Genomic DNA, 26,946 nt, shown 5'->3' on the forward strand with positions numbered 1-26,946 from the left:
CTGTTGGGAGTATCATCAGCACTATGAGCCGCATCCACACCCTTCACGATTGGAACGTTACCCCCGAAGAAGCCGTCGCCCTGCAGCAGCGGCTCCGAAGCCAGATTCGCATTCAGCCGCTGGAAAAGCCGGTTGAGCTGATTGCCGGATGCGACATTTCGTTCAATAAATTCGAAACAACCGTCTACGCGGGCATCGTGGTCATCCGGCTGGACACGCTGGAAACGGTCGAAGAGGCCGGGGTGGTCAGCGAAACGACGTTTCCGTACGTGCCGGGACTGCTGTCGTTCCGCGAAATTCCCTCCCTGCTGGAAGCCTGGGCCAACCTGAAGCAGCAGCCCGACGTGGTCATGTTCGACGGGCACGGCATCGCCCACCCGCGCCGGATCGGGATTGCGGCTCATGCCGGGCTCTGGCTCAATATCCCGACGTTCGGCTGCGGAAAATCGGTGCTGGTGGGCAAATACGACGAACCGGCCCCCGAACGCGGGTCCTGGTCGCCCATGATTCACCGGGGCGAAACCATCGGGGCCGCCTTACGGACCAAAAACAAGGTCAATCCGGTGTACATTTCCCCCGGAAACCTCATCGACCTGCCCTCGGCCCTCGACCTGACCCTGCGCACCGACGGTGGCTACCGGCTTCCCGAACCCACGCGCCGGGCGCATTTGCTGGTCAACGCCCTGCGGCGGGCGCAGGGGGCGGAGTCGACTGAGAAGCCATCGGACTAACAGGGCGGGCACGCTTACCGGGGGATGAAAAGCACCAAAACAGCCCTTTACTTCCTGCTAAAAGCCGGATTCGCCAGCGGCATGTTGGCCCGCACTTCTGCCCGCCACTGCTTCAGTTTTTGATGGAGGTCGCGGGTTTTGGCGGGCTCGCGGGCGCTGAGGTCGGTGGTTTCCGAGAGGTCGGCGGTCAGATTGTAGAGTTCGGTTCGGCCGGTTTCAAAATGCTCAATCAGCTTGTAATCGCCTTCGCGAATGGCTCCGGACGGGGCGCTCAGCTGGTTGCTGAAGTGCGGGTAATGCCAGAAAACCGGGCCACGCGCCTGCGTCTGGGCGGGATTGCGGAGCAGCGCGGCGAAGCTCCGGCCGTCCGGGAAGGGGGCTTTGGGAGCGCCAAGCAGTTCCAGCAGGGTGGGAACAAAGTCCGTTCCGGTGAGGTACTGACTCGTGACGGTATTTTCCGGAATGACGCCTTTCCAGCGCATAATCATCGGCACCCGGATGCCGCCTTCGTACAGATGTCCTTTCCACGAACGCAGCGGGGCGTTGTCGGTGGGCGCCGGACCGGCCTCCGGCATGCCCAGTCCCCCGTTGTCGGAGGTAAAAATAACCAGCGTATTGTCGTCGAACCCGTTGGCCTTTAACTGCTGCAAAACCCGGCCGATGCCTTCGTCCATACTCAGTAGCATGGCGGCATAACTGGGGTTGTACTTGCCTTTGAAACGCGGATAGCGGTACAGAAACCGGCCCAGCTTGTCGGCGCGGGGCACCAGCAGAATATGCGGGGCCGAATAGGCCAGGTACAGAAAGAACGGTTTCTGCGCCGTTTGCTGGCCTAGGAATTCCAGCGCGTAATCGGTGAGCTTGTCGGTCAGGTACTCGTTGCCTTTGTCTTCAAAAACGGGTTTGTTGGCCGAACTGATGCCGTAATTGTAGTAATCCAGCCCGTTTTTGCTGATCTGCCGTTCGTAGTCGAAACCTTGCGCGGTCGGCGTCAGCGAATCGGCCGAACCCAAGTGCCATTTGCCGACCATGCCGGTGGCGTACCCCAGCGCTTTCAGCCGTTCGGCCAGCGTAACCTCCGAACCGGGCAGGTAAGGTCGCCAGGGTGCCGGACGGAGCGGAGAGGCCGAATCGACCCGGTCGCCGACCAGAAAGTTGGTCAGGTGCAGGCGGGCCGGGTGCTTGCCCGTCAGCAGGGCCGCCCGCGAGGGTGAGCAGACCGGGGCCGCCGCATACGCCTGCGTAAACCGCAGTCCGTGCCGGGCCAGCGAGTCAAGGACGGGCGTTTCGTTGAACGGATTGCCATAGCAGCGCAGGTCACTATAGCCCAGGTCGTCGGCCAGAATAAAGACGATGTTCGGGCGGCGAACGGCCGGCCGGGGCTGGAGGGCAGCGCTGATCAGGACGGCCGACAGCAGCAGCAGCAGGAGAACAAACGAACGGTGCATGCTCTCTGAATACAAATCCGGGCCGTGATCTACTCATGGAAGAAGGGGACGGTCGGGCGAAGGACGCTGCCTGGGCAGATGGTTCCTCCGGCGTAGGGTTACCGGTGGCTAAATAGCGTAGTTTCCACCCTTGTCAGGAGCCGGAAAGTCCTGTAACTTGCTCTAAATCCAGCCCTTAATTCGTATGGTAACTCAATCCAGACCCGTTTCCGGAATGGTCAAGGTGCCCGACCAGCGCTTGACCGCCAATTTTTCCCTGCACGAAATGCTTGCCAGCCAGGCCGCCGTCCGGAACAACTACACCGAACAGTTTCAGCCGCCTCTGGACGTGATCGAAAGCCTGCGTCAGCTCTGCCAGCACGTGCTGGAACCCCTGCGGATGAGCCTCAACAAACCGGTCATCGTCACCAGCGGCTACCGCTGCCCGCGGCTCAACGCCAAGATCGGCGGTTCGAAGACCAGCCAGCATATGCAGGGAGAGGCGGCGGATATCTACGTGCCGGGCATGAGTGCGGAGGAGCTTTTTCAGTACATCCGCGCCCGCAAACTTCCCTTCGATCAACTAATTCAGGAATTTGACGACTGGGTACACGTGTCTTATTCCAGCGAAAAGAAGCAGCAGGTCCTGCGGGCCGTGAAGTCGGTCAAAGGAAAAACGCAGTATCTGACGGCCTGAAAAAGAACGACCCGGCACTGTGCCGGGTCGCCAGACTAAAAAAGGGGAGGCCTAGTTCAAATGCCAGCGGCTGTAATTGCCCATCAGCTGGCGAATGTCTTTTTCCAGTTCCGCCAGCCGGGTCTGCTTCTGCCGGTATTCGTGGCGGTAAAAATCAAGAATGGGTAGTTCGTGGTAGCGCAACGCCTGAATTTGCTCCTCCAGCGCGTCCAGCCGACTTTGTTTTTCTTCCGGATCAGCCCCTGAATTGACGTATACGCGCTGACTTCTGAGCCTGTCTTCGAGTACCGATAATTCTATTTCTTTATGTAAATACTGAAGTCCTATATTTTTAAGTTGTTTAATACGCCGCTTCACTTCCCGATGCTCAGTAATCAAGCTTTTCAGTCGGTCGTGATCCGGGTAAAAAGGGTAGAACAGATACATATCGGCAATTTTCCAGGTCAGAGAAATTATATTCAGTCTTGAGACCGGAAAACATCAAAAATGTCACATTCCCGATATGGGCCTTTCCCGAAAAAAGTAGTTTTTTGCAGGATAAAGCCTTTCTATTTAAATCGGCCTTAGTGGCTTATCTCTTTATTCGCATGACGTATTTTTCAGGCCGCCGGGTGCTGGCAGCGGCAGGACTGCTACTGCTGGGGCTGAACGCCGGGGCGCAGACAGGGACCGAGGCGCTGCTTCCGGTCAAAATTTCGGCCACAGCCCTGCCCAAAAGCTGGCGGTGGATCGGAGCCATTTCGGCCGCACCGGATGCTTCCAGCTTCACTACCAAACCCGGTACTGCCTACCTCCTCGGCGGACGGGAACCGCTGAACGTGCTGCAGGTCAACGACGACTTCCGGATGCGCTTCGACGTGATGATGACGCAGGGGGGCGACGTTGAGCTGTCGCTGCCCAACGGGTCGACGCTCAGTCTGCTGCATTCTCCCGATCTGAACCGGATTCTGAAAGCGCCGGGACTGTGGCAGACCGTCGATCTGCGCTACCGGGCGGCTACCGGCGCGCAGCCCGCCCTGCTCGAAAAACTGGTGATCAACGGCGTGACCGTACGCGAAGACCAGCGACTGGCCCCGGCGAAGGCGACCGGCAGCGTGGCGCTTTGGTCGCCCAATGGCTCATTGGCCGTCAGGGACATGGCCTACCAGATTCTGTCGAACCGGCAGGTGGCTCGTCTGGGAAATGTCCGCTATAAACTCTACGAAGGCGAGGCCGAAAAAGCCGCCGATCTGAGCGCCAAAAAGCCGCTGCAGGAAGGCACCCTGCCGGCCATCACGCACGAAGTGGCCTACGGACAGACCAAACGCTATTCCATTGTGTACACCGGCGAACTGGAGGTGCTCCAGGACGGCCCGCTGACCTTCACCGTCCAGCAGGGCGGCATCGCCGGGATTCAGGTGGACGGGAAAGACGTGATCGCCCCCACCTACGCCGACCTCGGCCAGCCGCAAACCGCCCAAACCACGCTCAAAGCCGGTAAATACCCGGTGACAGTGTTTTTCAGCCGCTCGTGGCCGCGTCCGGGACTGGGCGTGTTTGTGTCGGGACCGGGCACGCGCCCGCAGGCCCTGCACCCGCAGGCTTCCCTGCCCGAACCGGACCCGGTGGGTCTGATCGCCGTTCGGGCCGCCGACCGTCCGTCGCTCATCCGGTCGTTTATTCAGTTGCCCAACGAGAAAAAGAAACGGACGCACTGCCTGTCGGTAGGAACACCTGCCGGGCAGCACTACACGATGGACCTCAATCAGGGAGCCCTGCTGCAGGTATGGAAAGGTGATTTTGCCGATGTAACCGAAATGTGGCACGAGCGCGGCGAACCGCAGTTGCTCAAACCCATCGGAACCCTCGTTTCGCTGGGCGGACAGCCTACGCTGGCGGCTCTGAACGATGCCAACCAGGTGTGGCCCGACAGCCTGAACGACGAAAAGGACTTTCTCTACAAAGGCTGGAAACTCGACGCCGACGGCTATCCAACGCTGCAGTACAGCTACCGCGGGGCCGCCATCAGCGATTTCATCAAACCCATTTCCAACGGGCTGTCCCGGACGCTGACGGTAAACGGCGGCCCCGGATTGTACTGCCGACTGGCGGCGGGGAAGGATGTGGAAGAGGTCCGGAAAGGATTGTATGCCGTAGACAACCACAGCTATTACATCCAGCTGGACCCCAAGGCCAAACCGGTCATTCGCAACAACCGCGAACTGCTGCTGCCCGTCAGCAATGGTACCATTCAATACTCAATCATCTGGTAACCTTTGATTAACTTTGAGATTCCCTGACGCCGCAAACGAGTCTTTTGCCGTCATCGGGATTGTCAGAGAGACACAGAGATGAAAAAAACACTCCTATTTATATCTTCTCTCCTCATCGCCGGGGCGACGCTGGCGCAGAATCGCCCGATGACGGAGAACGATTATTACCGCCTCGTCACGCTGCCTGTGCCCGAAGGAGTTTCGCTGGAAGTGGGCGGCATGGCTGTCCTGCCCGACGGTCGGCTGGGCGTCAGCACGCGCCGGGGGGAGGTCTGGCTCATCAGCAACCCTTATATGCAGGGCAGCCGCCAGCCGCAATACAAGCGTTTTGCCTACGGTCTGCACGAACCGCTCGGCCTGAACTACCGCAACGGTGTCATTATGGCCACACAGCGCGGGGAGGTGACGCGCCTGCTGGATACCGACGGCAACGGCGAAGCGGACGAATACCAGTCGGTGGTCAAATGGCCGCTGTCGGGCAATTACCACGAGTACAGCTACGGCCCGGTGAACCTGCCCGACGGCGATATGCTGCTGACGCTCAACCTCGACTGGATCGGCTTTGGCGCCAGTCTGGCCAAATGGCGCGGCTGGATGCTCAAAATGAATGAAAAAGGGGAAATCAAACCCTGGGCCACGGGTCTGCGTTCGCCCGCCGGGTTCGGTGCCCTGCGCAACGGCGCGATTTTCTACACCGAGAACCAGGGCGACTGGGTCGGCTCGGGCCGGATGACGCACCTCGAAGAAGGCGATTTTGCCGGAAACCCCGCCGGTCTGCGCTGGTCGTCGGAGCCCGGTTCGCCCCTGAAACTAAAGCCGGAAGACGTGCCGAGCACCGGCAAACCGATGCACGAGGTCGCCAAGACGATCCCGAATCTGAAGCTTCCGGCGGTCTGGTTTCCGCACACACTGATGGGCATTTCGACTTCGGATATTGTCGAGGACACGACGGCCGCCCGCTTCGGCCCGTTCGACGGGCAGCTCTTCGTTGGCGATCAGGGGCATAGCAAAATCATGCGCGTATTTCTGGAAAAAGTGGCCGGCAAGTACCAGGGCGCCTGTTTTCCGTTCCGCGAAGGCTTTATGTCGGGTATTCTGCGCATGCGCTGGGGGCTCGACGGCTCGATGTTCGTCGGACAGACCAGCCGGGGCTGGTCGGCCACCGGCAAGGCGTCGTACGGCGTACAGCGCCTCGTCTGGACCGGAAAGACGCCGTTTGAGATGAAGGCGGTCCGGTCGATGCCCGACGGCTTTGAGGTGGAGTTTACGCTGCCGGTAGACAAAACCGCCGCCGCCAATCCGGATGCCTACAGCCTGAACAGCTTTACGTACAAGTACCACAAGACCTACGGCAGCCCGATCGAAGATGCCAAAGCGGTGCCCATCCGCGGCGTGGTGGTGTCGGCGGACGGCCTGAAAGCCCGCATCGTGGCCGATACGGCGCTGCGCCAGGGCTATATCCACGAGATCAAAGCCGAGGGTGTGAAATCGGCGGACGGTCTGCCGCTGCTGCACACCTTTGCGTATTATACGCTCAACAACATTGCTCCCGGCGAGCCTATGGCGATGGCCCCGCGGCCGAAGCACAACCACGACATGATGGCCATGGCCTCGACCAAACCGGCCGTGGCTCCGGCCAAAGGCAAACCGGCGGGCAAGGCAGGCGCTGCTTCCCCCCAGGCCGCCAAACGGATTACGGCCCAGCCCGCCGACTGGACATCCGGCCCGGATCAGGTCATTACCATCGGCACCAAACCGGGACTGAAATTTGACACCGAGCGGGTAGAGGTGAAGGCCGGAAGCCGCGTGAAGTGGGTGTTCAACAACAACGACGACATGCTGCACAACTGCGTCATCGTGAAGCCGGGCACCGCCGTGAACGTAGGCAATGCCGCCCTCAAGCTGGCCCTGAACGGCCCCAAAATGCAGTACGTCCCGGCGGTGGGCGAGGTGCTGTACCATACGAACCTGCTCGAACCGGAAAGGGCCGAAGCCATTTATTTCGTGGCTCCGACCGAACCCGGCGATTACCAGTTCGTTTGCACCTTCCCCGGCCACGCAGGCCTGATGCAGGGCATTCTGCGGGTACGTTAAGAAGGATTGTCTGAATCGATTGACTCAATGAAGCGGTGTTACGTTCTGTGACACCGCTTTTTTTCTATCTTACCGTTTCAACTGTCCATACCTTTATGATACGCAAAGCGACGGAATTCAGCCGGGAAGAAATTCTTTCCCAAAAAGAAAACTACGAGTATCAGCCTAAATTGACGGCTAAGCTGCAACTGAAAAATGGCCCGTTTTCGCAGGAAACAATCAACGAAATTGCGCTTTGGAAAGTCAACCGGTATGCGCTGCTGGAAGAAGAATTGATCAGCCAACTGAATGAGCTGGTTAACCTGAAACCCGGACAGCACCGGCAGGCCGAAGGCGTTTTGCGCAAACTTCTCCAAAAAGAGACAAAGGGAGTGGATTTGCCGATGGCCTCGACGATGCTGCGTTTCCGAAACCCGGAAGTTTTTCAAATCATTGACCGGCGGGCTTATCGGGTACTGATGGTAAATGTTGATAAATACAATCTTTACACGGCCAGTTCAGTTGATACAAAAGTGAAGACATATTTTGAATATCTGGATGAGTTAATCCGGTTCTGCGCCGACAAAGCGATTCCGTTTACCGAAGCCGACATGCTCCTGTATCAGCTCGACAAAAAATACAACACTGAACCCATATATTAAGCTTCCGTTCGTTACCCGGGAACAGCTTATTCCTTTTCCATGAAGTTTACCACTGCTTTACGCATCTGCATTTTTTTTCTGGCGGTCCTCCCGGCCGTCCGCGCCCAAATCCGTCCCGACAGCCTTGCCAACCGCATTCCGGCCCATCTGCGGGCCATTGAACGGGCGCCCGGTTCCACGGCGCTGGGGGCGGTCTATTACTATGGTGAACAGCGGCTCCGCTCGCCTTTTTCCCTCGAAATTCCTTTCTACGAACTGGGCGATCCGGAGGTGCGGCGACAGTACCGGGTTTTCAAGACGTTCAACTCCATCAGCCAGCTGACGGCCCTGGTGCCGCTCGGCTATCTGCTTTTTCAGCCCAAAAACCAGCGCGTCCGGACGCGGGAATACTGGTACGTTTACATCGGCTCCATCGTGGCGTCGGTGGGGCTTTCCATCGGGGGAAATGTAAAAGTGTCGCAGGCCGTGCGCCGCTACAACAAGGTGCTTCTGGAAAAACGCCTTGGCGTGTCGATGGCCCCGGTTCCGGCCACGGGCCGGACGGCCGTAGGCCTCGGCGTGAGCGGTCGGTTCTGACGGACGAACGGGCGGGGTGTCTGTCCGGTTTCGGCGCACTGGCAGATAAGGCGTTTTTTTGTATCTTACGTTCTCTCAACGCCTTATCCCATGAGCCATACGCACGAAGAAGAAAACACGGACCTGATTTTTCGGGAGTTGTTTCCGCCTGAGGAGGCCCGGTTCTACACCCGGCCGGTCCGTGGGCTGCCAACCGAACGCATCGCTTACTGGTCAATTGCGGTTTCGGTGCTGTTGGCCGGGGCCCTGGTAACCTCGTGGTTCGTGGAGAAAAGCCGACCCGTGCAACGTTCGGCGCCCTCCCTGCGTATGGACAGGCAGGTCGGAACGGAGCCGGTGGGAGCGCCGCCAGCCAAACGAAAACCAGCCGGAGCGTCACAGCTTTGAAAAAAACGCTATTTTGCTCCTAGTTTTTACGCTTGTTCCCAACTGAATGAACCGATTTGCAGCATCTTTCCTTCTCAGTACGCTTCCGTTTGCTCTTTCTGCCCAGTCGATCGTGCAGCGTGACCCGGCCATTACCCAACTGGTCAGTGAAGTTTCCGCCGACAGCCTGCGGGCGCACGTGCAGGGGCTGGTGAGCTTCGGCACCCGCCACACCCTCAGTACCACGACCGACCCCAAACGGGGCATCGGTGCCGCCCGGCGGTGGGTCCTCGGCAAGTTTCAGCACTACGCCCGGCAGTCGGGCGGACGCCTGACGGCCACCATCGACACCTGGACGCTGCAGCCCGACGGCAAGCGGGTGGATAAGCCCACCGAAATGGGCAACGTCATGGCTACCCTGAAAGGCACCGACCCGGCCGACAACCGCGTTTTTCTGGTGACAGGCCATATCGACAGCCGCGTCACGAACGTCATGAACCGCGATGCGGATGCTCCGGGGGCCAATGACGACGGCTCGGGAACGGCAGCCGTGATTGAACTCTGCCGGGTGATGAGCAAGGCCAAGTTCCCGGCTACCATCGTGTTTGTCTGTGTCAGCGGCGAAGAACAGAGCCTGCTCGGCGCGGGCCACCTGGCCGAACGGGCCAAAACCGAAAACTGGAACCTCCAGGCCGTGCTCAACAACGACATCATGGGGTCCAACAACAGCAGCGTCACCACGCCCGGCGAAACCAAAATCATCGACAACACCCGCCTGCGCGTCTTCAGCGAAGGTTTACCGGCTTATCAACTGGCCGACCGGGCGGCGGGCATCCGGCAGCTGGGTTCCGAAAACGACGGACCTGCCCGGCAACTGGCCCGGTACGTGAAGGAGGTCGGCGAACGGTACGTCGATCATCTGGAAATAGTCATGATCTACCGCAACGACCGCTACCTGCGCGGCGGCGACCATACGCCGTTTGTCGAGCGGGGCTTCCCGGCCGTTCGTTTCAGCGAAATGAACGAGAATTTCGAGCACCAGCACCAGGACCTGCGCACCCAGGACGGCATCGAGTACGGCGATTACACCAAATTCATGGATTTCGAGTACCTGAAGAAGAACACCGCCGTCAACCTGGCGTCGCTGGCGAATCTGGCCAAGGCACCGGGCACGCCCGAGACCGTCACGATGGACGTTCGTAACCTGACCAACTCTACGGCTCTGTACTGGCAGGCCCCCAAAACCGGCAAAATCAAAGGCTATTACGTGCTGATGCGCGAAACCCACTGGCCATTCTGGCAGAAGAAATTTTATACCGAAAAGCTGGGCATGACCGTTCCCTATTCGAAAGACAACTACTTTTTTGCCGTCCAGGCGGTGAGTGAAGACGGGAACGAAAGCCTGCCGGTCCTGCCCAAAGCCAATCTTCGGTAACTGGGTCAGAAAATGGGTTTTGGTGACCGCTGGCATTTATTTTTTTGTACATTACGAGTAATACACACGATTTTGTTCAACCCCCTGATTAGGTTTTTTATGAAAAAGTTGGTTTACCTGTTAAGTCTGGTGCTGGTGATGGCCGGACTTAGTTCCTGCGACAAAGATTCCGATCCTACTCCGCCACCGGCCATCGTGGGCCGCTGGGAATTGAACCGTGGGTTGCTCAGCGGTTTTGCGGCCCCTAATCAGGGATTGAACGGCAACGCAATCGACCTGTATATGCTCGAAGGCTACGGCTCACGCATCGATATTTTTGAGGACAAAACCTTCAACGTCAACGTCCGCCAGACGGTCGTGGTGGACTTTCAGGGCACCTGGGAGTTTGCCAATGACAAACTGACCCTTACCTACGACGACGGCACCGATCCGGAAGAATATACGTACACCAAAACGGGTAACATCGAGGAACTGTCGAGCACAGTTCAGAACTACGCGCTGGATAGTACAACCCGGGGACGCATTCAGGTTTTCTACCGGAAATAGGAAACGGCCCTCAGCGGACAGCCCCGGCACCCAAACGCCGGGGCTTTTTATGTCCGGAGAGCGCAAAAATTATTCTGTTTGCTGAGTTGGAATACATTTTGTGCAGAGTCTGACAGTAACTTGACTTAACACAACGTATGAAAGCTTTAGTGAACGGACTTCTCCTGCTGGTGATGCTGGTGGGGCTTTTTGGCTGTAACCCGGATAAAGACCTGCTTCCCGCTGAAGAAAAGAAAGATACCATCGCCGGCGAATGGACCCTGGGCCGGATTCGCTTCAGCGGATTTCCTACGCCTTACGAAATTGAGAACGGCGACGTAGACCCGGCCCAGTACGGCATCGAAGAACGGATTCGCCTGCATAGCGACAGCACCTTCGTCCTGACCCAGCGCACGGGGGAAATCACCGATTTTGACGGAACCTGGAAGTTCACCGGCCAGGACCTGAAACTACAGTACCGGCAGGGCGTTCAGGAGCAACTGACGCTCAACAGCAATAAAAACTCCGCCCAGCTGATTTCGACGCCCTACGAGGAGCAGGATACGCTCGTCAATCCGACAACCAAAAAGCCGGAAGTCGTCAAATACCAGGTGCAGTTTGTGTACGAGCGTAGATAATTGAGTGAATGAGTGAATGAGTGATTGGGTGAGCGGAGCGGCTTTTCTATGGAGGCAACGCCACGCAATCGCTCATTCATTCCATCACTCAACTAAAAAATCTTAACTTGGGCTGCTAACCACCTCCTCACAGCCCATGAACACGCTTTCCCGTCGAAACTGGCTCCGTCACGGGGCCCTCCTGACCGCCGGTCTGACCGCCGGCCTTCCCCGCTGGAATCCGGCCGCCGCCAACGCCCGCCGCGAACAGGCTCTTTTTGAGGAGTTTGCCCGCCTCGGCCTTCAGCCGCCTGCCCTCAAAGCCCGGATTGCCTTTAACGAAAATCCGTACGGTCTTTCGCCGAAAGCCAAAGAAGCCCTGCTGGCCGCCGCCGACGCAGGAAACCGCTACGCGATGATGGAAACCGGACAGCTCAAACAGCTTATTGCCGAACGGGAAGGAGTAAAACCGCAGAACGTGCTGCTCTCGCCGGGTTCCTCCGAACTGCTGGCGGCTACGGCCGTTTACTACACGGGCAGCGCGGCCAAGGGCGCGGGCGGAAAGATTCTGACCAGCCAGTTTACCTACGACGATCTGCTGGAATGCGTTCGGGCCTTCGGGGCGCAGGTGGAGGCGCTGCCGCTGAAAAACTTTGGCTTCGACCTGGCGGCGATGCGCGGCAAACTAACGCCCGACACCAAACTCGTTTACATCTGCAATCCCAACAATCCCACCGGCACCGTGCTGCCTCCGGACGAACTGACGGCCTTCTGCCGCGAAGTGGCCCCCAAAGCGCCGGTCTTCGTCGACGAGGCGTATATCGATTTTCTGGAGCCGAAAGACCGTCCGCAACTGCCGAAACTCATCAACGAAGGCCTGAACGTGATGGTCGCCCGGACGTTCTCCAAGATTCACGGCTTCGCAGGACTGCGGCTGGGCTACGCCATCGGACCGGCCAAACTGGTCGAGGACTTCAAGCGGTACAGCCGTTCGGAATGGGATGTGTCCGTGACAACGATCATGGCCGGCATCGCCAGCCTACAGGACGAAAAATGGCAGATGTACTGCCGCGCCGAGAACACCAAAGGCCGCGAGACGCTTTACAAAACGCTGAAAGCCTTGGATTACGAGTACGTGCCCTCCGGGGCCAACTTCGTGCTGTTCCCCATTCGCATGAAGCCCAAATCCTTCGAAACCGCCATGTTCCGGGAAGGCATTATGGTGTCCACGCGCGAACACGACCGCCAGCCCTTCTGCCGCGTCAGCATCGGCAACGAAGCCGAAATGACCGCCTTCGCCAAAGCCCTTAAGGAATTATAAATTAGGAGTTAAGAGTTAAGAGTTAAGAGTTAAGAGTTAAAAGTTAAAAGTTGCTCCGCTTAGCCAGATTTCTGAATCAGCAGAGCAACTTTTAACTCTTAACTTTTAACTCTTAACTTTTTAAAGTCCAAGAGCCAGGAAGCCTCCGTCTACGGCGAGCGTTTGTCCGGTGATGTAGCCGGCGGCGGGGAGGCAGAGGAAGGCGGCGGCGGCGGCGACTTCGGCGGGCTCGCCCACGCGGCCCATCGGCGTGCGCTCCAGAATTTTCTGAAGCCGTTCGGGGTTGGTCAGGACGGGTTCGGCCAGCGGCGTCCGGATGTACCAGGGCGCTACGGCGTTGACCCGAACGCTGTCCGGCGCCCATTCGACGGCGAGGTATCGCACCAGCTGGTCGAGGGCGGCTTTGGTGAGGCCATAGGGCGAGCCGCTGCCCACGTGCCGGAACCCGGCCACCGACGTGATGAACACCACGCTGGCCTGTCCGGAAGCCTTCAGCAGCGGGTAGGCGGCCTGCGTGAGGTCGAAGGCGGAGCGGAGGTTGGTGTTCAGGATGTGGTCCAGCTCGCCGGGCGTGTAATCGGCAGTCGGCTTGCGGATGTTGGTGCCGACGTTATTGACCAGAATATCCAGTCCGCCCCAAACGGTTTTAACCGTTTCCAGCAGGCCCACAGCCACACCCGGCTGGCTCACGTCGGCGGCCAGACCCTCAACCACAAAGCCCTGTTGCCGGTATTCTTCCACTTGTTTTGCTAAAAGCACAGCGTCGCGGGCGACAAGGAACACGCTTGCGCCCAGTTCAAACAACTGCCTGACGATTGCCTCGCCAATGCCTTTGGTGCCGCCCGTGACGAGCGCACGGCGGCCGTTTAGTTGCCAGGATGGATTCATGAAAATCGTTTATGGTTTAAGGTTTAGCGTTTAAAATTGCTCCGCCTCAATGAGAAGTCGGTAAAGAAGCGGAGCAACCTTAAACGCTAAACAATAAACTCTGAACATTTGCGGGCAAACTTACGAAGAGCCGCCCGTAGAATTGCTTTTGGCAAAGCGTCGGGGGTTTGGTAATTTTAGCGTTTTGCCGGGGCGGGGTTTCTTTTTCTCGCAGCGGCGAACCGTCAATCTGCGGGAAAAACAACCCGAAAACCCAACAATAACGTAACTCCTTATCACAATATGATTAACCTGAAAAGGCTGCTAACCGGCGCCGCACTGGCCACCACCCTCTGGCAGGGTAGCATGGCCCAGAACAAGTCGCGACCGGAAGACGTCCAGACGTTCACGCTCAAAAACGGCATGAAGTTTCTGGTCCTCGAAGATCACTCCATCCCCAACGCCAATTTTTACGTATTCTGGAAAGTCGGCTCCCGCAACGAGGTGCACGGCATTACCGGCCTGTCGCACTTTTTTGAACACATGATGTTCAACGGGTCTAAAAAGTACGGCCCGAAGCAGTTTGACCGGGTGATGGAAGCCAACGGCGGCTCCAACAACGCCTACACGACTCAGAACGTGACGGTATACACCGACTGGTTCCAGAGCGGGGCTCTCCAGACAATCTTCGACCTCGAAGCCGACCGGATTGCCAACCTGTCCATCGACCCCAAAATGGTCGAAAGCGAGCGGGGCGTGGTGCTTTCCGAGCGCAGCACGGGCCTCGAAAACAGCAACTACCGGCTGCTGAGCGAACTGGTTCAGTCCGTGGCGTTTGTCGAACACCCGTACATGTTCCCCGTCATCGGCTTTGAGTCGGACATTAAAAAATGGTCGCAACAGGACCTGGAGACGTATTTCCGGACCTATTACGCGCCGAACAACGCCGTGGCGGTCATCGTCGGCGACGTGACGCCTGCGCAGGTCCGGAAGCTGGCCGAGCAGTACATCGAGCCCATCCCGACGGGTAAACTGCCCGAGTCGCTGCGGACCGTAGAGCCGCCCCAGAACGGGGAGCGCCGCGCCGTAACGTACAAGGACATCTCGACGCCCAACATCCTGCTGGCTTATCATACGCCCGAAAACAGCCATGCCGACTACTACGCCCTCGACCTGCTGAGCAGCGTGCTCACCGCGGGCAACTCGTCCCGACTTGTGAAATCGCTGGTGATGGACACGACCGTGGCTTCACGGGTATTCAGCAACCTCGGCGAAGGCTTCGACCCGAACCTGTTCACCGTCTACGCCGTAGCGGGCAGCGGCGTGTCGGCCGAAGCGCTCGAAAAAGCCGTTCTGGACCAGATCGATAAGGTGGTGAAGGACGGCGTGACGGACAAGGAATTGCAGAAGCTGAAAAACCAGAAGCTGATGGAATTTTACCGGACGATGGAAACCATCAACGGCAAGGCCAACAGCCTCGGCACCTACGAGCTGTTTTTCGGCGATTACAAAAAACTGTACGAAGCGCCGTCGCTCTACGAAAAAGTGACGAAAGAAGACATCCAGCGCGTAGCGGCCAAATACCTGACTACCCGCAACCGAACCGTAGGCCACCTTTTACCCGAAACAAAACCCGCCGCCGGAGCCAATTAAGTCATCCTATTCATGAAAAAAATAGTTTCTCTTTGCATCGCCCTGCTCGTGACCGGGGCGGCCGTGGCACAGACGTTTAAAGTGCCGCCTTATCAGAAATTTAAGCTTAAAAACGGCCTGACGGTGTACCTGATGGAACAGCACGAAGTGCCGCTGATCAACGTGTCGGTGGCGTTCGATGCGGGTTCGGTAAAGGACGCGGGCCGCTACGGACTGGCTACCATGACCGCCGAGGCCCTGCTGTTCGGCAGTTCGAAATACACCAAAGCGCAGATTGAAGAAGAAACCGAATACGTCGGGGCCGACCTGAGCACGTTCGCCGGTCGCGAAGTGGCCAAACTGACGGCCTCGTTTGCGGTGAAAGATGCCGATAAACTGCTGAATATCATCCAGGACGTGGTGACGAAGCCCGCTTTCGACCCGGCTGAGTTTGACAAGTACAAACAGCGGCAGATCCTGAGCCTGACGCAGCAGAAAGAAAGCCCGCGCTCGGTCATTGGGTCGTACTTCAACCGCTTCATTTACGGCGAACACCCGTACGCCAATCCGCTGTCGGGCACGCAGTCGACGGTGGAGAAAATCTCGGTGGCCGACGTCCGGGCGTTTTATCAGAAAGAGTACACGGCCGACCGGGCGGCCATTGCCGTCGTGGGCGATTTCAATTCGGCCGATATGAAAAAGCGGCTCACAGCCCTGTTCGGCGGCTGGAAAACGGCGGCGGCTACCGCCCCGAAGCTGGCCGAGCCGGTGGTGGCGTTCAACGAAAACCGGCTGCTGCTGGTCAACAAGCCGGACGCGCGGGAAACGACCTTCATGATCGGCGGCAAAGGCATCACGCAAAACAACCCGGACTATATTCCGGTGGTGGTGGTGAACACGATTCTGGGCGGGCGCTTCACGTCCTGGCTCAACGACGCCCTGCGGGTGAACTCCGGCCTGACCTACGGGGCCAACAGCCGCTTTGCCACGTTCAAAAACAGCGGTACGTTCGCCATTTCGACCTTTACCAAAACCAGCTCGACCACCGAGGCCGTAGACCTCGCGTTACAGGTCCTGGACAGCCTGCACCGGACCGGAATTGACGCCAAAACGCTGGAATCGGCCAAAAACTACATCAAAGCCGACTTTCCGCCCCGCTACGAATCCGCTGGCGAACTGGCCAATCTGCTGACGGACATGTTCAGCCTCGGCTTCGACGAGTCGTTTATCAACAATTTTCAGAAGAATGTTGATGGCCTCACCCTGGAGCGCACCCGGCAGATCATCGACACGTATTTTCCGAAAAAAGCCCTGCAATTTGTCCTCATCGGCCGGGCCGACGCGATTCGGGATAAGGTGAAAAAGTATGGCAATCTGACGGAGAAGGAGATCAAGACGGAAGGGTTTTAACCCTGCGCAGTCTCCGTAACGGGCTTACGCTTTGCTCAGCATCGGGCGAGGCGTAGGCCTTTTTTATTAGGCTTTACTTTCCTTTCTGCCGCCGTCGGGCCGCCTCCCGCTTGGATAACTCCTGAAACAGCACGGTTTCGGGCCGCACGGCTTCGTACGTCTGCTGGTTGGTCAGGGCGGTGCCCTGGTCTTGCCCCTGAACGGCAAAAACGGGCTTTACGTGCTGGAATTTGTAGCTTGTCTCCTGCGTGCCGACCGTTTTACGGGCCAGAAAATAAACCGAAAAAAACAGTGAGGGCCCGCCCGTAAAATTCTCTCCGCCAATCAGGCCGATGGGCTGGCCTGATTCCACCACATCGCCCGGTTTGACCCAGATCTGGCCTTTTTTCAGCTTGTCGTAGCGGGCAAAAGTGCCGTCGGCCTGGAAAATTTCCACAAAATTGGTCTCGCGCGAAAACCACAGTTCCTGTCCGGCCGGTTCGACGGCGTCGCGGAGGTCGGAGACCGTGCCCCGGCGGGCGGCAAAAATCGTGTCGCCGGGCTGAAGTTTAAAGGCCAGAGAATAAAAACCCTCGGCCCGTTCTTTCCCCATCGCCTCACCGATGGGCTTTGTCTCGGAGGCCAGCACCTTTTTCCCGGTCGCTACGGGCAGCAGATAGACGAAGTCGGCGGGGGCCTTGCTCATGAGCCGACCTTTGTAGGACGTATAGGAATACTGAAAAGACGGCTGGCCGTTCGCGCTGGCTTTCAGGGTGAACAGGCGCCCCTGCCCCGGCCGGACGGCACCGGTGTAGGGCAGCGAACAGGAACAGGTGAGGCCCTGCAGACTCGAAAAATTGACGACAACCGTATAATCGCAGTAATTCGAATTGACAAAGGAAGACGTGTGATCGTTGGTCGAGGCGTCCCGCGTGTAACTGATCTGGACGCGGTCGCCCTGGGCGAAGGCCGGAAGCCAACCGGACAGCAGGAAGGCAAAAAGAAAAGAGAGCAGGCGCATGGCGGTAAGGAAAAGTGGTGCTCAAAACTGCAATTATCCCCGAAAATCGAAATTGATAAAAATCATTTTGAGTTAACGGTAGCCGTGCTAAACAAAACCGTTCGCGCCAGTCCGGCGGAGGGTTTAAGGCCGTTTTCTGATAATTAGGCCTCCGAACGGTTAAGTATTCTTCCTTTCTGTCTTTTATGCTAAATTCAGAGGTTATAGCCCATACTTGCCAACTCTACTCATGATGAATTTGCTACCGGTGCGATTCACCCGAAAAGCCGCCCTGCTGTCGGCCGCGGGTCTGCTTGTGGGAGGAACGCTCATCAGCGCCTACCAGAACACCAATCCGGGGCTGGGGTCCCGGCCTTTTCTGACCGAATTCTTTGCGGGTCTTTCCGACGATGACAAGCACGACCCGAAATATGCCGTTGCCGCTCTGGACGTAGCGCCCGGCCTCGAAGCCACCCTGTTTGCGGCCGAGCCGATGCTGACCAACCCGACCAACATCGACGTGGATGCGCGCGGACGGGTCTGGGTTTGCGAAGCCTATAACTACCGCCCCGCGATCACGGGCAACCCGACCCACCAGGAAGGCGACCGGATCGTGATTCTGGAAGATACGAACGAAGACGGCAAGGCCGAAAAACAGACGATTTTCTACCAGGGGCCCGAACTCCAGTCGCCGCTCGGCATCTGGGTGCAGGGCAAACGGGTCATCGTCGCCAACAGTCCCAATATCTACGTCTTTACGGACGAAAACGGGGACGATAAAGCCGACAAAAAAGAGATTCTGTTTACGGGTCTGAGCGGCGAGCAGCACGACCACGGCATGCACACCTTCGTGTTCGGACCGGATGGCAAATGGTATTTCAACTTCGGGAACGAAGGCAAACAGATTCGGGATAAAGACGGCAAACCGCTGTTCGACCGCTCGACGGGCCGCGAAATCGACACGAAAAACTACCGGCAGGGCATGGTCTTCCGCTGCAACCCGGACGGGTCGGAAATGGAAGTGCTGGGCCATAATTTCCGGAACAACTACGAAGTGGCGCTGGACTCGTACGGCACCATGTGGCAGTCGGACAACGACGACGATGGCAACAAGGGCGTGCGCATCAACTACGTGATGGAGTACGGCAACTACGGCTACACCGACGAAATGACGGGCGCGGGCTGGCAGGCCAACCGGACCAACATCGAACCCGAAATTCCGCGCCGCCACTGGCACCTCAACGACCCGGGCGTGGTGCCGAACCTGTTGCAGACGGGCGCGGGCTCACCGACCGGCATCATCGTTTACGAAGGAAAATTGCTGCCGAAACAGTTTCAGAATCAGGTGATTCACTGCGATGCCGGTCCCAATGTGGTCCGGGCGTATCCGGTGCAGAACGACGGGGCGGGGTACAAGGCGGAGATCGTCAACGTCCTGCACGGTGCCCGCAACCAGTGGTTCCGTCCCTCCGACGTGTGCGTCGCGCCGGACGGTTCGCTGATGGTATCCGACTGGTACGACCCCGGCGTGGGCGGCCACCAGGCGGGCGATCTGAACCGCGGCCGGATTTTCCGCGTCGCTCCGCCCAACACGCCTTACCGCATGCCGAAAGTGGACCTGACGACGACGGCGGGCGCCATCGAAGCCCTGCAAAGTCCGAACATGGCGATCCGCTACACCGCCTGGAACAAGCTGCATGACCTGGGTGCCGGGGCCGAAAAAGACCTGGCTAAATTTTACAAATCGGCGGCCGATTCGCGCATGAAAGCCCGGGCCCTCTGGCTGCTGAGCAAACTGGACGAGAAAAAGGCCCGCAAACACGTTGAAGCGGCCCTGAAAGACGCCGACCCCAACCTGCGCATCACGGCTCTCCGCGCCGCCCGCCAGCTGAAAGGCGACGTGACGCCGTACATCCGGCAACTGGTCAACGATACCGACCCGCAGGTCCGCCGCGAGTGCGCGCTGGCCCTGCACCGCAACAACACCCCCGAAGCGGCCGACCTCTGGGCCCAGCTGGCGATGCGCCACGACGGCAAAGACCGCTGGTACCTCGAAGCCCTCGGCATCGGAGCCGACGGGCAGTGGGACCGCTTTTATTCGGCCTGGCTGAAACGCGCCGGGGCCAACCCCATCGGGACGGAAGCCGGAAAAGATCTGGTCTGGCGCGCCCGGACCAAAGAATCGGTACCGCTGCTGGCTCGTCTGGCCGGTGATCCTCAGACCGACCTGAGCCAGCGGCTCCGGTACTTCCGGGCGTTCGACTTCAACCCCGGAGCCACCGAGAAATCGAACGCGCTGCTGAGTATCCTCAACGCCAATCCGAACGACAGCCAGATTACAAAACTGGCCCTGCGGCACCTCGACCCGGCTTTTGTGAAGCAGACGCCCGCGGCAATGGCGTCGCTGCAAAAGCTGATGGACGAAGTGTACGGCATGCCGGAGTATATGGAAATGGTAGGGCGCTACGAACCGGCTTCCGAAAACCAGCGGCTGATGCAGCTGGCCCTCAAAAAATCAATGGAAGGCATGGGTCGGGATGCTTCCCGGCAGTTGCTCAAGCAGAACGGGGCACCGCTGGTGATGGAGGTGATCAACGGCAGCGACGCCGAAGCAGCCTCCAAAATGGTGATGGCCCTCCGCATGGTCGGCAGCAAAGAATCGCTGGACATGCTGAAAAGTGTGGCGCTGGACGAAAAACGGCCCCAGCGGCTCCGGATGGACGCGACCCGCGCCCTCGGTGGCAGCGGCAGCGGCGAAGACCTGGTGATTGCCCTGCTTAAATCGGGCGACATCAAAGGCGATTACAAAAAGGCGGCCGTGCAGGGCGTGAGCAACGCGTGGCGGCGCTCGATCCGGACCGAGGCGGCATCTTTCCTCGACGTGCCGGCAACGGCGGAAGGCAAGAAAATGCCCGCCATGACTGAACTGCTCGCCATGAAAGGAGATGCTGGCAAGGGCGTCAGCATTTTCAAGAATAATTGTTCCGTCTGCCACCAGGTGAACGGGGAAGGCATGGATTTCGGGCCAAAGCTGTCGGAAATCGGCAGTAAATTGCCGAAAGAAGGCCAGTACCTCGCCGTGCTGCACCCGGATGCGGGCATCAGTTTCGGCTACGAAGGCTGGGAGGTAAAGTTCAAGGATGGCAGCACCGTAACGGGTATTGTTTCCAGCAAGACCGAAACGGACCTGCAGATGAAGTTCCCCGGTGGGGTAGTGACCAATTACAAAATGGCTGATGTCAAATCGATGAAGCAGATGGATTCGTCGATGATGCCCTCGGGCCTGCACGAAGCCATGTCAACCCAGGAGCTGGTCGATCTGGTGGAGTACCTGGCGACGCTGAAGCGCAAGTAACGGTTTGCCTGTCTGATTCGCCTGCCGTAAGTGGCTGAAGTAACGGTCAGTCAGGTTGAGCAGATTCGTTTAAAATGAACTAAGTGACTTTTATCCAGAACCCTTTTTTCCCATGATTCGCAGAGATTTTGTAAAAGCAGCTCTGACGGCTACCGGTGCTTCGCTGACGGGAGCCGTTGCGGCCTCCGATAACTGGCATTCGCAACCGGCCTCGCTTCCCAAAAACAAGTTCAAGCTGGCCTACGCGCCGCACTTCGGTATGTTTGAAGGCCATGCCGGAAAAGACCCCATCGACCAGCTGCGATTTATGGCCGATACGGGCTTTACGGCCCTGGAAGACAACGGCATGATGGGCCGCACGCCCGAAATGCAGGAGAAAATCGGGAAGGAACTGACCCGCCTCGGCATGAAAATGGGGGTGTTTGTCGTCGATAAAGGCGGCAACGGCGCCAATACGCTGGCGGCAGGAAAACCCGAATACGTGGACATTTTCCTCAACGGCTGCAAACGGGCCGTCGAAGTGGCCAAACGCTGCGGCGCCAAATACATGACCGTCGTGCCCGGCGACTTTGAGCGGAACCTGCCCATCGGAATCCAGACCGGGAACGTCATTGATGCCCTGCGGCGCGGTGCCGACATTCTGGCCCCGCACGGACTCGTCATGGTGCTGGAACCGCTAAGCGACAACCCGAACCTGTTTCTGCGTACCTCCGACCAGACGTACGAAATCTGCCGCGCCGTCAACAGTCCGGCCTGCAAGATTCTGTTCGATGTCTACCACATGCAGAAAAACGAAGGACACATCATCCCGCACATCAACTGGTGCTGGAACGAGATTGCCTATTTTCAGATTGGCGACAATCCGGGCCGGAAAGAGCCGACGACGGGGGAGATCAACTACAAAAATGTCTTCAGACACGTCTACCAGAAAGCCAAAGCCGACAACAAGGAGTTCATCTGGGGCATGGAACACGGCAATTCCAAACCCGGCAAGGACGGCGAACTGGCCCTGATTCAGGCGTACGTGGAGTCGGACAGCTTTGCGGTTTAAATAAGAAAACCGGGTGAAAGCCCGGTTTTCTTATTTTATAGAACGACTACCGAATTTTCGTCAGCAGAAACGCCGCTGGCCACAAATTTGTCGGCTTCCTGGTCGTTGGCCCACTTCTCGCCGTCAATCAGGTAGCGGAATTCATATTCCTGACCTACAGGTAGTTCGATGATGGCTTTGTATGAACCATCTTTCTGTTTCTTCAGCGGAGCTGCCGCCGCGTCCCAGCCATTGAAGGACCCAACCACGGTTACGGTTTTGGCACCATTCACAGTTTCGGCCGGCAGGGAAAACGTCACTTTGCAAATCGTAGGCTTGCTCTTAAGGTATTGTTTCGTGAGCGGCATATTCAGGAGGTTGTTTGGTTAACGGTTACAAAGTTATACCCCTTGCCCATACAAGGCAATGTACGTCAGTTGATTAGGGTTTCAACTTGTTGGAATTGTCCAAAGACGTATCAGGCATTCTCCTAATTATGCCTTAATTTACTGGATTTTGTCATTCGTAAATTTATCAAACGGCCCAGTTATCCAACGGGCAGGCCTGGTGGCGCCACTTCCGGCCGTGCCACCAGGCCTGCCCGTCCTTTCTGCTAAAGCCGCCCTTCAAACGGAATAACCAGACGCACGCTGACGTTCCGCCCCATGCCGTAGACGCCCCGCCGACCCGTGGCCGGATTCACGTCCAGGTACTTCAGACGGCTCTGGTGGCTCTGGTAGCTCACGTCGAAGAGGTTGGTCGAGGCGACATAGACCGAAAACAGCGTCTGTTTGCTGCGGCCCACCACGTCGCCGCCAAAACCGAGGCCGAACAGCGTGTAGGCTGGTGTCGGGGTTTCGGTATTGTACGCCAGCAGAACCCGGTTCTGCTGCTGGTTCACTTCAAGGTCTGCCGAGATGTAGACGTTGCGCAGACCGCCCTCCCCGGTAGCCCCTTTCCAGCGGTCTTTCGTCAGGCGAACCTGCGTAATCCAGCGGGGAGCTGGCATGAAGGGCAGGAATTTGGCATCGTCCGTGCGGGCGCTCAGGTTGCGGGCGAAAACCGACGAGAAGCTCTGCGTCAGGCTGAACCAGCGCGCTCCGGCCGGATTGAGCGTAACCGTAGCCTCCAGCCCCTGCAGGCGCGCGTTCCCCTGCGTGTACCGGAAAACCGGCACGCCGTCGATGATCGAGTCGGCACCCATGCGGGTCTGCACCCGCTCCGAATAAGTGTAGTTCCGGATGGAGTTCTGGAAGATGCTGAAGTCGGCGTACACGCTTTTGCCGTCGTAGGTGGTGCCGAGGTCGCCCTGAACGGCCACCTCCGGAATGGCCTTCAGATTACCGATTTCGTACCGGAACGTGCCCGCGTGTTCGCCGTTGGACGAAAGTTCGGGCACGGTCGGGGCGCGGAAACCGCGGGAAATGTTGGCCCGGACGGTCCACTGCGGCGTCAGGTTGTACACCCCGCCGAGGCTGCCTGAGATGTTCTGATAGCTTTTTTCAAAACCGGCAAACCGGATGGTTGCGCCCGGCGTCGGGCGGGGCTGGAACCGGCCTTCGGTGTCGATGTAAAGCCGGTTGATGTTCAGCATACGCAGATCGTAACGCACACCGCCGCTGATTTTCAGACGCTCGTAGCTTTTCTTGGTAAAGACAAAAACGCCGTTGTCGAACAGTTCGTAATTCGGATACAGCGTTTCAAAACCCCGGTTGGTCAGCGTCTGGTACATGCCGTTGGTGCCGATAGTAGTCTCCCAGTTCTTGCGGGGCGCCAGGTTGTAGCGGGCGTCGTAATAGCCGGTCTGGAGATAAAAGTACAGGTCAGCGACTCCCGGACGGAACACGTTGGCGTATTCGAGGCGGCGGTTCTGGGCGTACGACACGTTCAGCGACATCGAACTTTCGCCCATCTGGACGTAATTGTTCAGCGATACCTTGTAGTTGTACAGATTCTGCGAGTTGGCCGGGTTGATGACCCGTCTGTTCAGTTCACTTTCCGAAACCGGCACATCGGCTTCCGTCGTGTCGTTTCTGGCGATGGTTTTGGTAAACTGGCCCCGTTCGTTGCGGGTGCCCGTCACGATGTTGAAGCGCTGGAAGGAGCGGAGGAAATGCAGCCGGGTGTAGCCCCATTTTTTGTTGAGGCCGATGTAGCCGTTAAAATTGAACGGTTCTATGAAGCTCGACCCGTACACGCGGCCGTCTTCCGGATTCCGGTAATTTTTGGCGTCTTTCCGGCTGGTCTGCAGCAGCCACACGAAGCCGTTTTTGTTGCCCGCCACCTGAGCCGACAGGCCCAGCATGTTGTTGTTGGTCAGATACTGGCCCAGCACCCGACCCACGATTTTGCCTTCCTCGACCGGCCGGGGCGACAGAATCGACATCACCCCACCGAGGCCGTCCGAGCCGTACATCAGGCTGCCCGCCCCGCGGATGATTTCGTAGCGGTCAATCGAGTATTCGTCCACCTGAATGCTGTGTTCCTCGCCCCACTGGTTGTCTTCCTGCCGCACGCCGTCGTGCATCGTGATGACGCGGTTGAAGCCCAGGCCGCGGATGATGGGCTTGGAAAGACCCACGCCGGTCGAAATCTGGGACATGCCGGGCAGTTTGGCCACGGCGTCGATCAGGTTGGTCGAGGGCGTTTGCAGCCACTGGATTTTGGAAAGCGCCGCAATCGGAATCGGGCTTTCCTTGATGATCGTTTTGGTCGAGGAGCCGGAAACAATCACTTCCTCCAGCGAATTGACCGCATTTTCCATCACAAAATCGACCTTCTGGCTGCCCGTCAGCTGGACTTTCTGAATGACGGTCTTGTGGGCCACGTAGGATACCTGCACCGTGAGCGAACCCGACGGCAGATTGGTCAGCCGGAAGTCGCCGTTGACATCGGTGGAAGCACCGGAACGCAGTTCCGGAATAAAGACGGTCGCCCCGATGACCGGCTCCCGGCTTTCGCCGTGAATGACGCGTCCGGTCAGGGTATGCTGGGCCAGCGCGGAGGAAATGGCAATGAGGTATAGGCAGAAAAATAGAATCTTTCGCATAAATGAGAAGGTGAGTAGGGAAGAAAAGATGGAATCGCAGCGGTAAGCGGGACAGGCGGAAGCAAATTCCGCTGAACCCGGTCAAACCCTGCAAAATAGCCTTATTCAACCTACCTGGGGTGGTCCGCGAAGCGAAAGAAACCGGACGATGGTCCGGGAAAAGGGCGGAACATACAGCAGCACGCCCGTTACCGGAGCCGTCATCCGGACGGTAAGGGTCAGCAGCAGAACGGCCGGGGCCTCAAAAAAGAGGTTCGTGACCGTATCCAGCCAGAAAAGCTCATGCGCCGTGTGCGTGTTGGGCTGGTACGGACTGTTGCCGACCGGCCAGTACGGGTGCGCGTGGGAAATGACCCGTCCATTAGGAAGTTTGTGCGCGTGCCGGAACACAATACCGTTCACCAGCATCAGGCTGAAGACAATCAGCAGAATGCGGGCAACCAGGCGTCGGTAAGCCGGCAGGGAAAGCATAAGCGGTTTTACAGAATCAGGATGTAACTTTTCTGGTACAACAGCAAAGATATTTAAAAAATTTAGACGAGTCTAAATTCTGCGATTAAAAGTAGCAGACGATTCAAAATTACTTTTTCGAATAATGATTCCGGAAAGCAGACCAATGCTTCGGGAAGTGGTTGTATCAAAAGTGCGTAACGATCACACCTAACTCACATTCCTACAATGCGAAACATTGCCATGCTCGGCTCCGGCTTTATCGGCCGCTTTTATGCCGAGTCCATCCACGGGCAGCGCGGCCGCGACCGCGTGGTGGCCATCTACGCCCGCCGCGAAGAATCCGCCCGAAAATTTGCCACTGATTACGGCTGCTCCTTTTACGCGACCGACATGGAGGAGGTCATCGCCCACCCGAGTGTCAACATGGTCTGCATTGCCCTGCCGAACAACCTGCACGAACAGGCGGTCATGCTCTGTGCCAAACACCGGAAAGATGTGGTCTGCACCAAGCCGCTGGGCCGCAACGCCGACGAAGCTCTCCGCATGATGCAGGCGGTGGAAGAAGCCGGTATTTTCGGCGGCTATCTGGAAGACCTCTGCTACACGCCCAAGTTTCTGAAAGCCCTCGAAAGCGTCCGGAGCGGGTCGCTGGGCCGAATTCTCTGGGCCAAGTCCCGCGAAACGCACCCGGGGCCGCATTCGGACTGGTTCTGGGACAAGGAGCAGGCGGGCGGCGGCTGCATGCTCGATCTGGGCTGCCACTGCGTCGAGATTTCCCGGAATTTTATCGGAAAAGACATCCGCCCCGTCGAGGTGATGTGCTGGGCGGCCACCCAGGTGAAGCCCATCGACGCCGAAGACCACGCCATTGCGCTGGTGAAATACGAGAACGGAGCCATCGGCCAGTTTGAGGTGAGCTGGACCTTCCGGGGCGGCATGGACCTGCGCGACGAGGTGATGGGCACCGAAGGCACCATCTGGATCAACAATTTTCTGCGGACGGGTTTTGAAATGTTCACCACCGGCAAAGGGGCCGATTACGTGGCCGAAAAGGCCGAATCCAATACCGGCTGGCTGTTTCCGGTCGGCGACGAGGTGAACGATCTGGGCTACAACCACATGTTTACCGACATGTTCAACGCCGCCGAGACGGGCCGCCGGCCCACCGAGACGTTCTACGACGGCTACGTGGTCAACGCGGTACTGGATGCGGCCTACCGCTCGGCGGAGTCGAAGCAGTGGGAGCCCGTTCGCCTGCCGGTCTGGCGCGGCCAGGAGGGCCTGAGCCAGCAGTCGACGCTGGTGGACTACGACGAGCAGCACTACCTCATCAAGGAGGAGGTGACCCACGACGGTCGCCACAAGATCATCCTGAAGGAAAAAGCCAGCGGGCGCATTGTCGAGCGCGATCTGGCCTAGTATACGTCGGCCGGGTGACTCCGGAAGGAATCTACCCGGCCGACGAAAAGAAAAATTGGGGCCAATTGAT

Annotated in this window: 23 protein-coding genes; 16 read left to right on the top strand and 7 right to left on the bottom strand. The window is 58.1% G+C overall.

The window, feature by feature from the left end; genetic code table 11:
* The first annotated feature begins 23 nt into the window (after positions 1-23).
* On the top strand, positions 24-731 hold the full coding sequence (nfi, locus tag ORG26_RS16860; RefSeq protein WP_266363808.1) for a deoxyribonuclease V: 708 nt from the start codon (positions 24-26) through the stop codon (positions 729-731).
* Positions 732-778: 47 nt separating this feature from the next.
* Here the strand turns inward: nfi and ORG26_RS16865 are convergent, their stop codons facing one another.
* A complete protein-coding gene (locus ORG26_RS16865) occupies positions 779-2,179 on the bottom strand; it encodes a sulfatase (protein ID WP_266363810.1) in 1,401 nt (466 codons plus the stop codon).
* Positions 2,180-2,363: 184 nt separating this feature from the next.
* Between ORG26_RS16865 and ORG26_RS16870 the strand changes: the two genes are divergently transcribed.
* A complete protein-coding gene (locus ORG26_RS16870; protein WP_266363812.1) occupies positions 2,364-2,855 on the top strand; it encodes a D-Ala-D-Ala carboxypeptidase family metallohydrolase in 492 nt (163 codons plus the stop codon).
* 51 nt (positions 2,856-2,906) lie between these two features.
* Here ORG26_RS16870 and ORG26_RS16875 read toward each other — a convergent pair whose 3' ends face one another.
* Entirely contained in the window at positions 2,907-3,281 is a 375-nt protein-coding gene (locus ORG26_RS16875; RefSeq protein WP_266363813.1) for a hypothetical protein, read from the bottom strand.
* Between the two features lie 161 nt (positions 3,282-3,442).
* Here ORG26_RS16875 and ORG26_RS16880 point away from each other — a divergent pair, with 161 nt between their 5' ends.
* The 9 genes from ORG26_RS16880 (at position 3,443) to ORG26_RS16920 (ending at position 12,682) form a co-directional block, all read left to right on the top strand.
* Positions 3,443-5,107, top strand: coding sequence for a PA14 domain-containing protein (locus ORG26_RS16880; RefSeq protein ID WP_266363815.1), 1,665 nt, complete (start codon positions 3,443-3,445; stop codon positions 5,105-5,107).
* A gap of 78 nt (positions 5,108-5,185) precedes the next feature.
* Positions 5,186-7,201, top strand: coding sequence for a plastocyanin/azurin family copper-binding protein (locus ORG26_RS16885; RefSeq protein WP_266363817.1), 2,016 nt, complete (start codon positions 5,186-5,188; stop codon positions 7,199-7,201).
* A gap of 95 nt (positions 7,202-7,296) precedes the next feature.
* Positions 7,297-7,842, top strand: a complete 546-nt coding sequence (locus ORG26_RS16890; RefSeq protein ID WP_266363819.1) for a hypothetical protein — start codon at positions 7,297-7,299, stop codon at positions 7,840-7,842.
* A gap of 39 nt (positions 7,843-7,881) precedes the next feature.
* Entirely contained in the window at positions 7,882-8,418 is a 537-nt protein-coding gene (locus tag ORG26_RS16895; protein WP_266363820.1) for a hypothetical protein, read from the top strand.
* A gap of 90 nt (positions 8,419-8,508) precedes the next feature.
* Positions 8,509-8,805 (top strand): hypothetical protein, encoded by a 297-nt coding sequence (locus ORG26_RS16900; RefSeq protein WP_266363822.1) that lies wholly within the window; start codon positions 8,509-8,511, stop codon positions 8,803-8,805.
* A gap of 46 nt (positions 8,806-8,851) precedes the next feature.
* Entirely contained in the window at positions 8,852-10,219 is a 1,368-nt protein-coding gene (locus ORG26_RS16905) for a M28 family metallopeptidase (RefSeq protein WP_266363823.1), read from the top strand.
* A 99-nt stretch (positions 10,220-10,318) separates the two neighbouring features.
* Positions 10,319-10,765, top strand: a complete 447-nt coding sequence (locus tag ORG26_RS16910; protein ID WP_266363825.1) for a hypothetical protein — start codon at positions 10,319-10,321, stop codon at positions 10,763-10,765.
* Between the two features lie 137 nt (positions 10,766-10,902).
* Positions 10,903-11,382: a hypothetical protein gene (locus ORG26_RS16915; RefSeq protein ID WP_266363827.1), complete on the top strand. Its 480-nt coding sequence runs from the start codon at positions 10,903-10,905 to the stop codon at positions 11,380-11,382.
* 136 nt (positions 11,383-11,518) lie between these two features.
* Positions 11,519-12,682 (top strand): pyridoxal phosphate-dependent aminotransferase, encoded by a 1,164-nt coding sequence (locus tag ORG26_RS16920; RefSeq protein ID WP_266363829.1) that lies wholly within the window; start codon positions 11,519-11,521, stop codon positions 12,680-12,682.
* A 120-nt stretch (positions 12,683-12,802) separates the two neighbouring features.
* On the opposite strand, the gene ORG26_RS16925 is transcribed toward ORG26_RS16920, so the two are convergent.
* Entirely contained in the window at positions 12,803-13,570 is a 768-nt protein-coding gene (locus tag ORG26_RS16925) for an SDR family oxidoreductase (RefSeq protein WP_266363831.1), read from the bottom strand.
* A gap of 282 nt (positions 13,571-13,852) precedes the next feature.
* On the opposite strand from ORG26_RS16925, the gene ORG26_RS16930 reads away from it, so the two are divergent.
* Complete coding sequence (locus ORG26_RS16930; protein ID WP_323134278.1) at positions 13,853-15,202, top strand: M16 family metallopeptidase; 1,350 nt, start codon at positions 13,853-13,855, stop codon at positions 15,200-15,202.
* A gap of 12 nt (positions 15,203-15,214) precedes the next feature.
* Entirely contained in the window at positions 15,215-16,591 is a 1,377-nt protein-coding gene (locus ORG26_RS16935; RefSeq protein ID WP_266363833.1) for a M16 family metallopeptidase, read from the top strand.
* Between the two features lie 73 nt (positions 16,592-16,664).
* On the opposite strand, the gene ORG26_RS16940 is transcribed toward ORG26_RS16935, so the two are convergent.
* Positions 16,665-17,591 carry a M23 family metallopeptidase gene (locus tag ORG26_RS16940; RefSeq protein WP_266363835.1) on the bottom strand — a complete coding sequence of 309 codons (927 nt, stop codon included), beginning with the start codon at positions 17,589-17,591 and terminating at the stop codon, positions 16,665-16,667.
* A 229-nt stretch (positions 17,592-17,820) separates the two neighbouring features.
* On the opposite strand from ORG26_RS16940, the gene ORG26_RS16945 reads away from it, so the two are divergent.
* Positions 17,821-20,925, top strand: coding sequence for a PVC-type heme-binding CxxCH protein (locus ORG26_RS16945; protein ID WP_266363836.1), 3,105 nt, complete (start codon positions 17,821-17,823; stop codon positions 20,923-20,925).
* Between the two features lie 112 nt (positions 20,926-21,037).
* On the top strand, positions 21,038-21,976 hold the full coding sequence (locus tag ORG26_RS16950; protein ID WP_266363838.1) for a hydroxypyruvate isomerase family protein: 939 nt from the start codon (positions 21,038-21,040) through the stop codon (positions 21,974-21,976).
* Between the two features lie 35 nt (positions 21,977-22,011).
* Here the strand turns inward: ORG26_RS16950 and ORG26_RS16955 are convergent, their stop codons facing one another.
* The 3 genes from ORG26_RS16955 to ORG26_RS16965 all read right to left on the bottom strand — a co-directional run bounded on the left by ORG26_RS16955 (position 22,012) and on the right by ORG26_RS16965 (position 25,475).
* Positions 22,012-22,323 (bottom strand): isoamylase early set domain-containing protein, encoded by a 312-nt coding sequence (locus ORG26_RS16955; protein ID WP_266363840.1) that lies wholly within the window; start codon positions 22,321-22,323, stop codon positions 22,012-22,014.
* Positions 22,324-22,568: 245 nt separating this feature from the next.
* Positions 22,569-25,004, bottom strand: coding sequence for a TonB-dependent receptor (locus ORG26_RS16960; RefSeq protein WP_266363842.1), 2,436 nt, complete (start codon positions 25,002-25,004; stop codon positions 22,569-22,571).
* Between the two features lie 105 nt (positions 25,005-25,109).
* Positions 25,110-25,475, bottom strand: coding sequence for a hypothetical protein (locus tag ORG26_RS16965; protein WP_266363844.1), 366 nt, complete (start codon positions 25,473-25,475; stop codon positions 25,110-25,112).
* Positions 25,476-25,682: 207 nt separating this feature from the next.
* Between ORG26_RS16965 and ORG26_RS16970 the strand changes: the two genes are divergently transcribed.
* Positions 25,683-26,876: a Gfo/Idh/MocA family protein gene (locus ORG26_RS16970; protein WP_266363845.1), complete on the top strand. Its 1,194-nt coding sequence runs from the start codon at positions 25,683-25,685 to the stop codon at positions 26,874-26,876.
* The last annotated feature ends 70 nt before the right edge of the window (positions 26,877-26,946 follow it).

Source organism: Tellurirhabdus rosea, assembly GCF_026278345.1.
Lineage (GTDB): Bacteria > Bacteroidota > Bacteroidia > Cytophagales > Spirosomataceae > Tellurirhabdus > Tellurirhabdus rosea.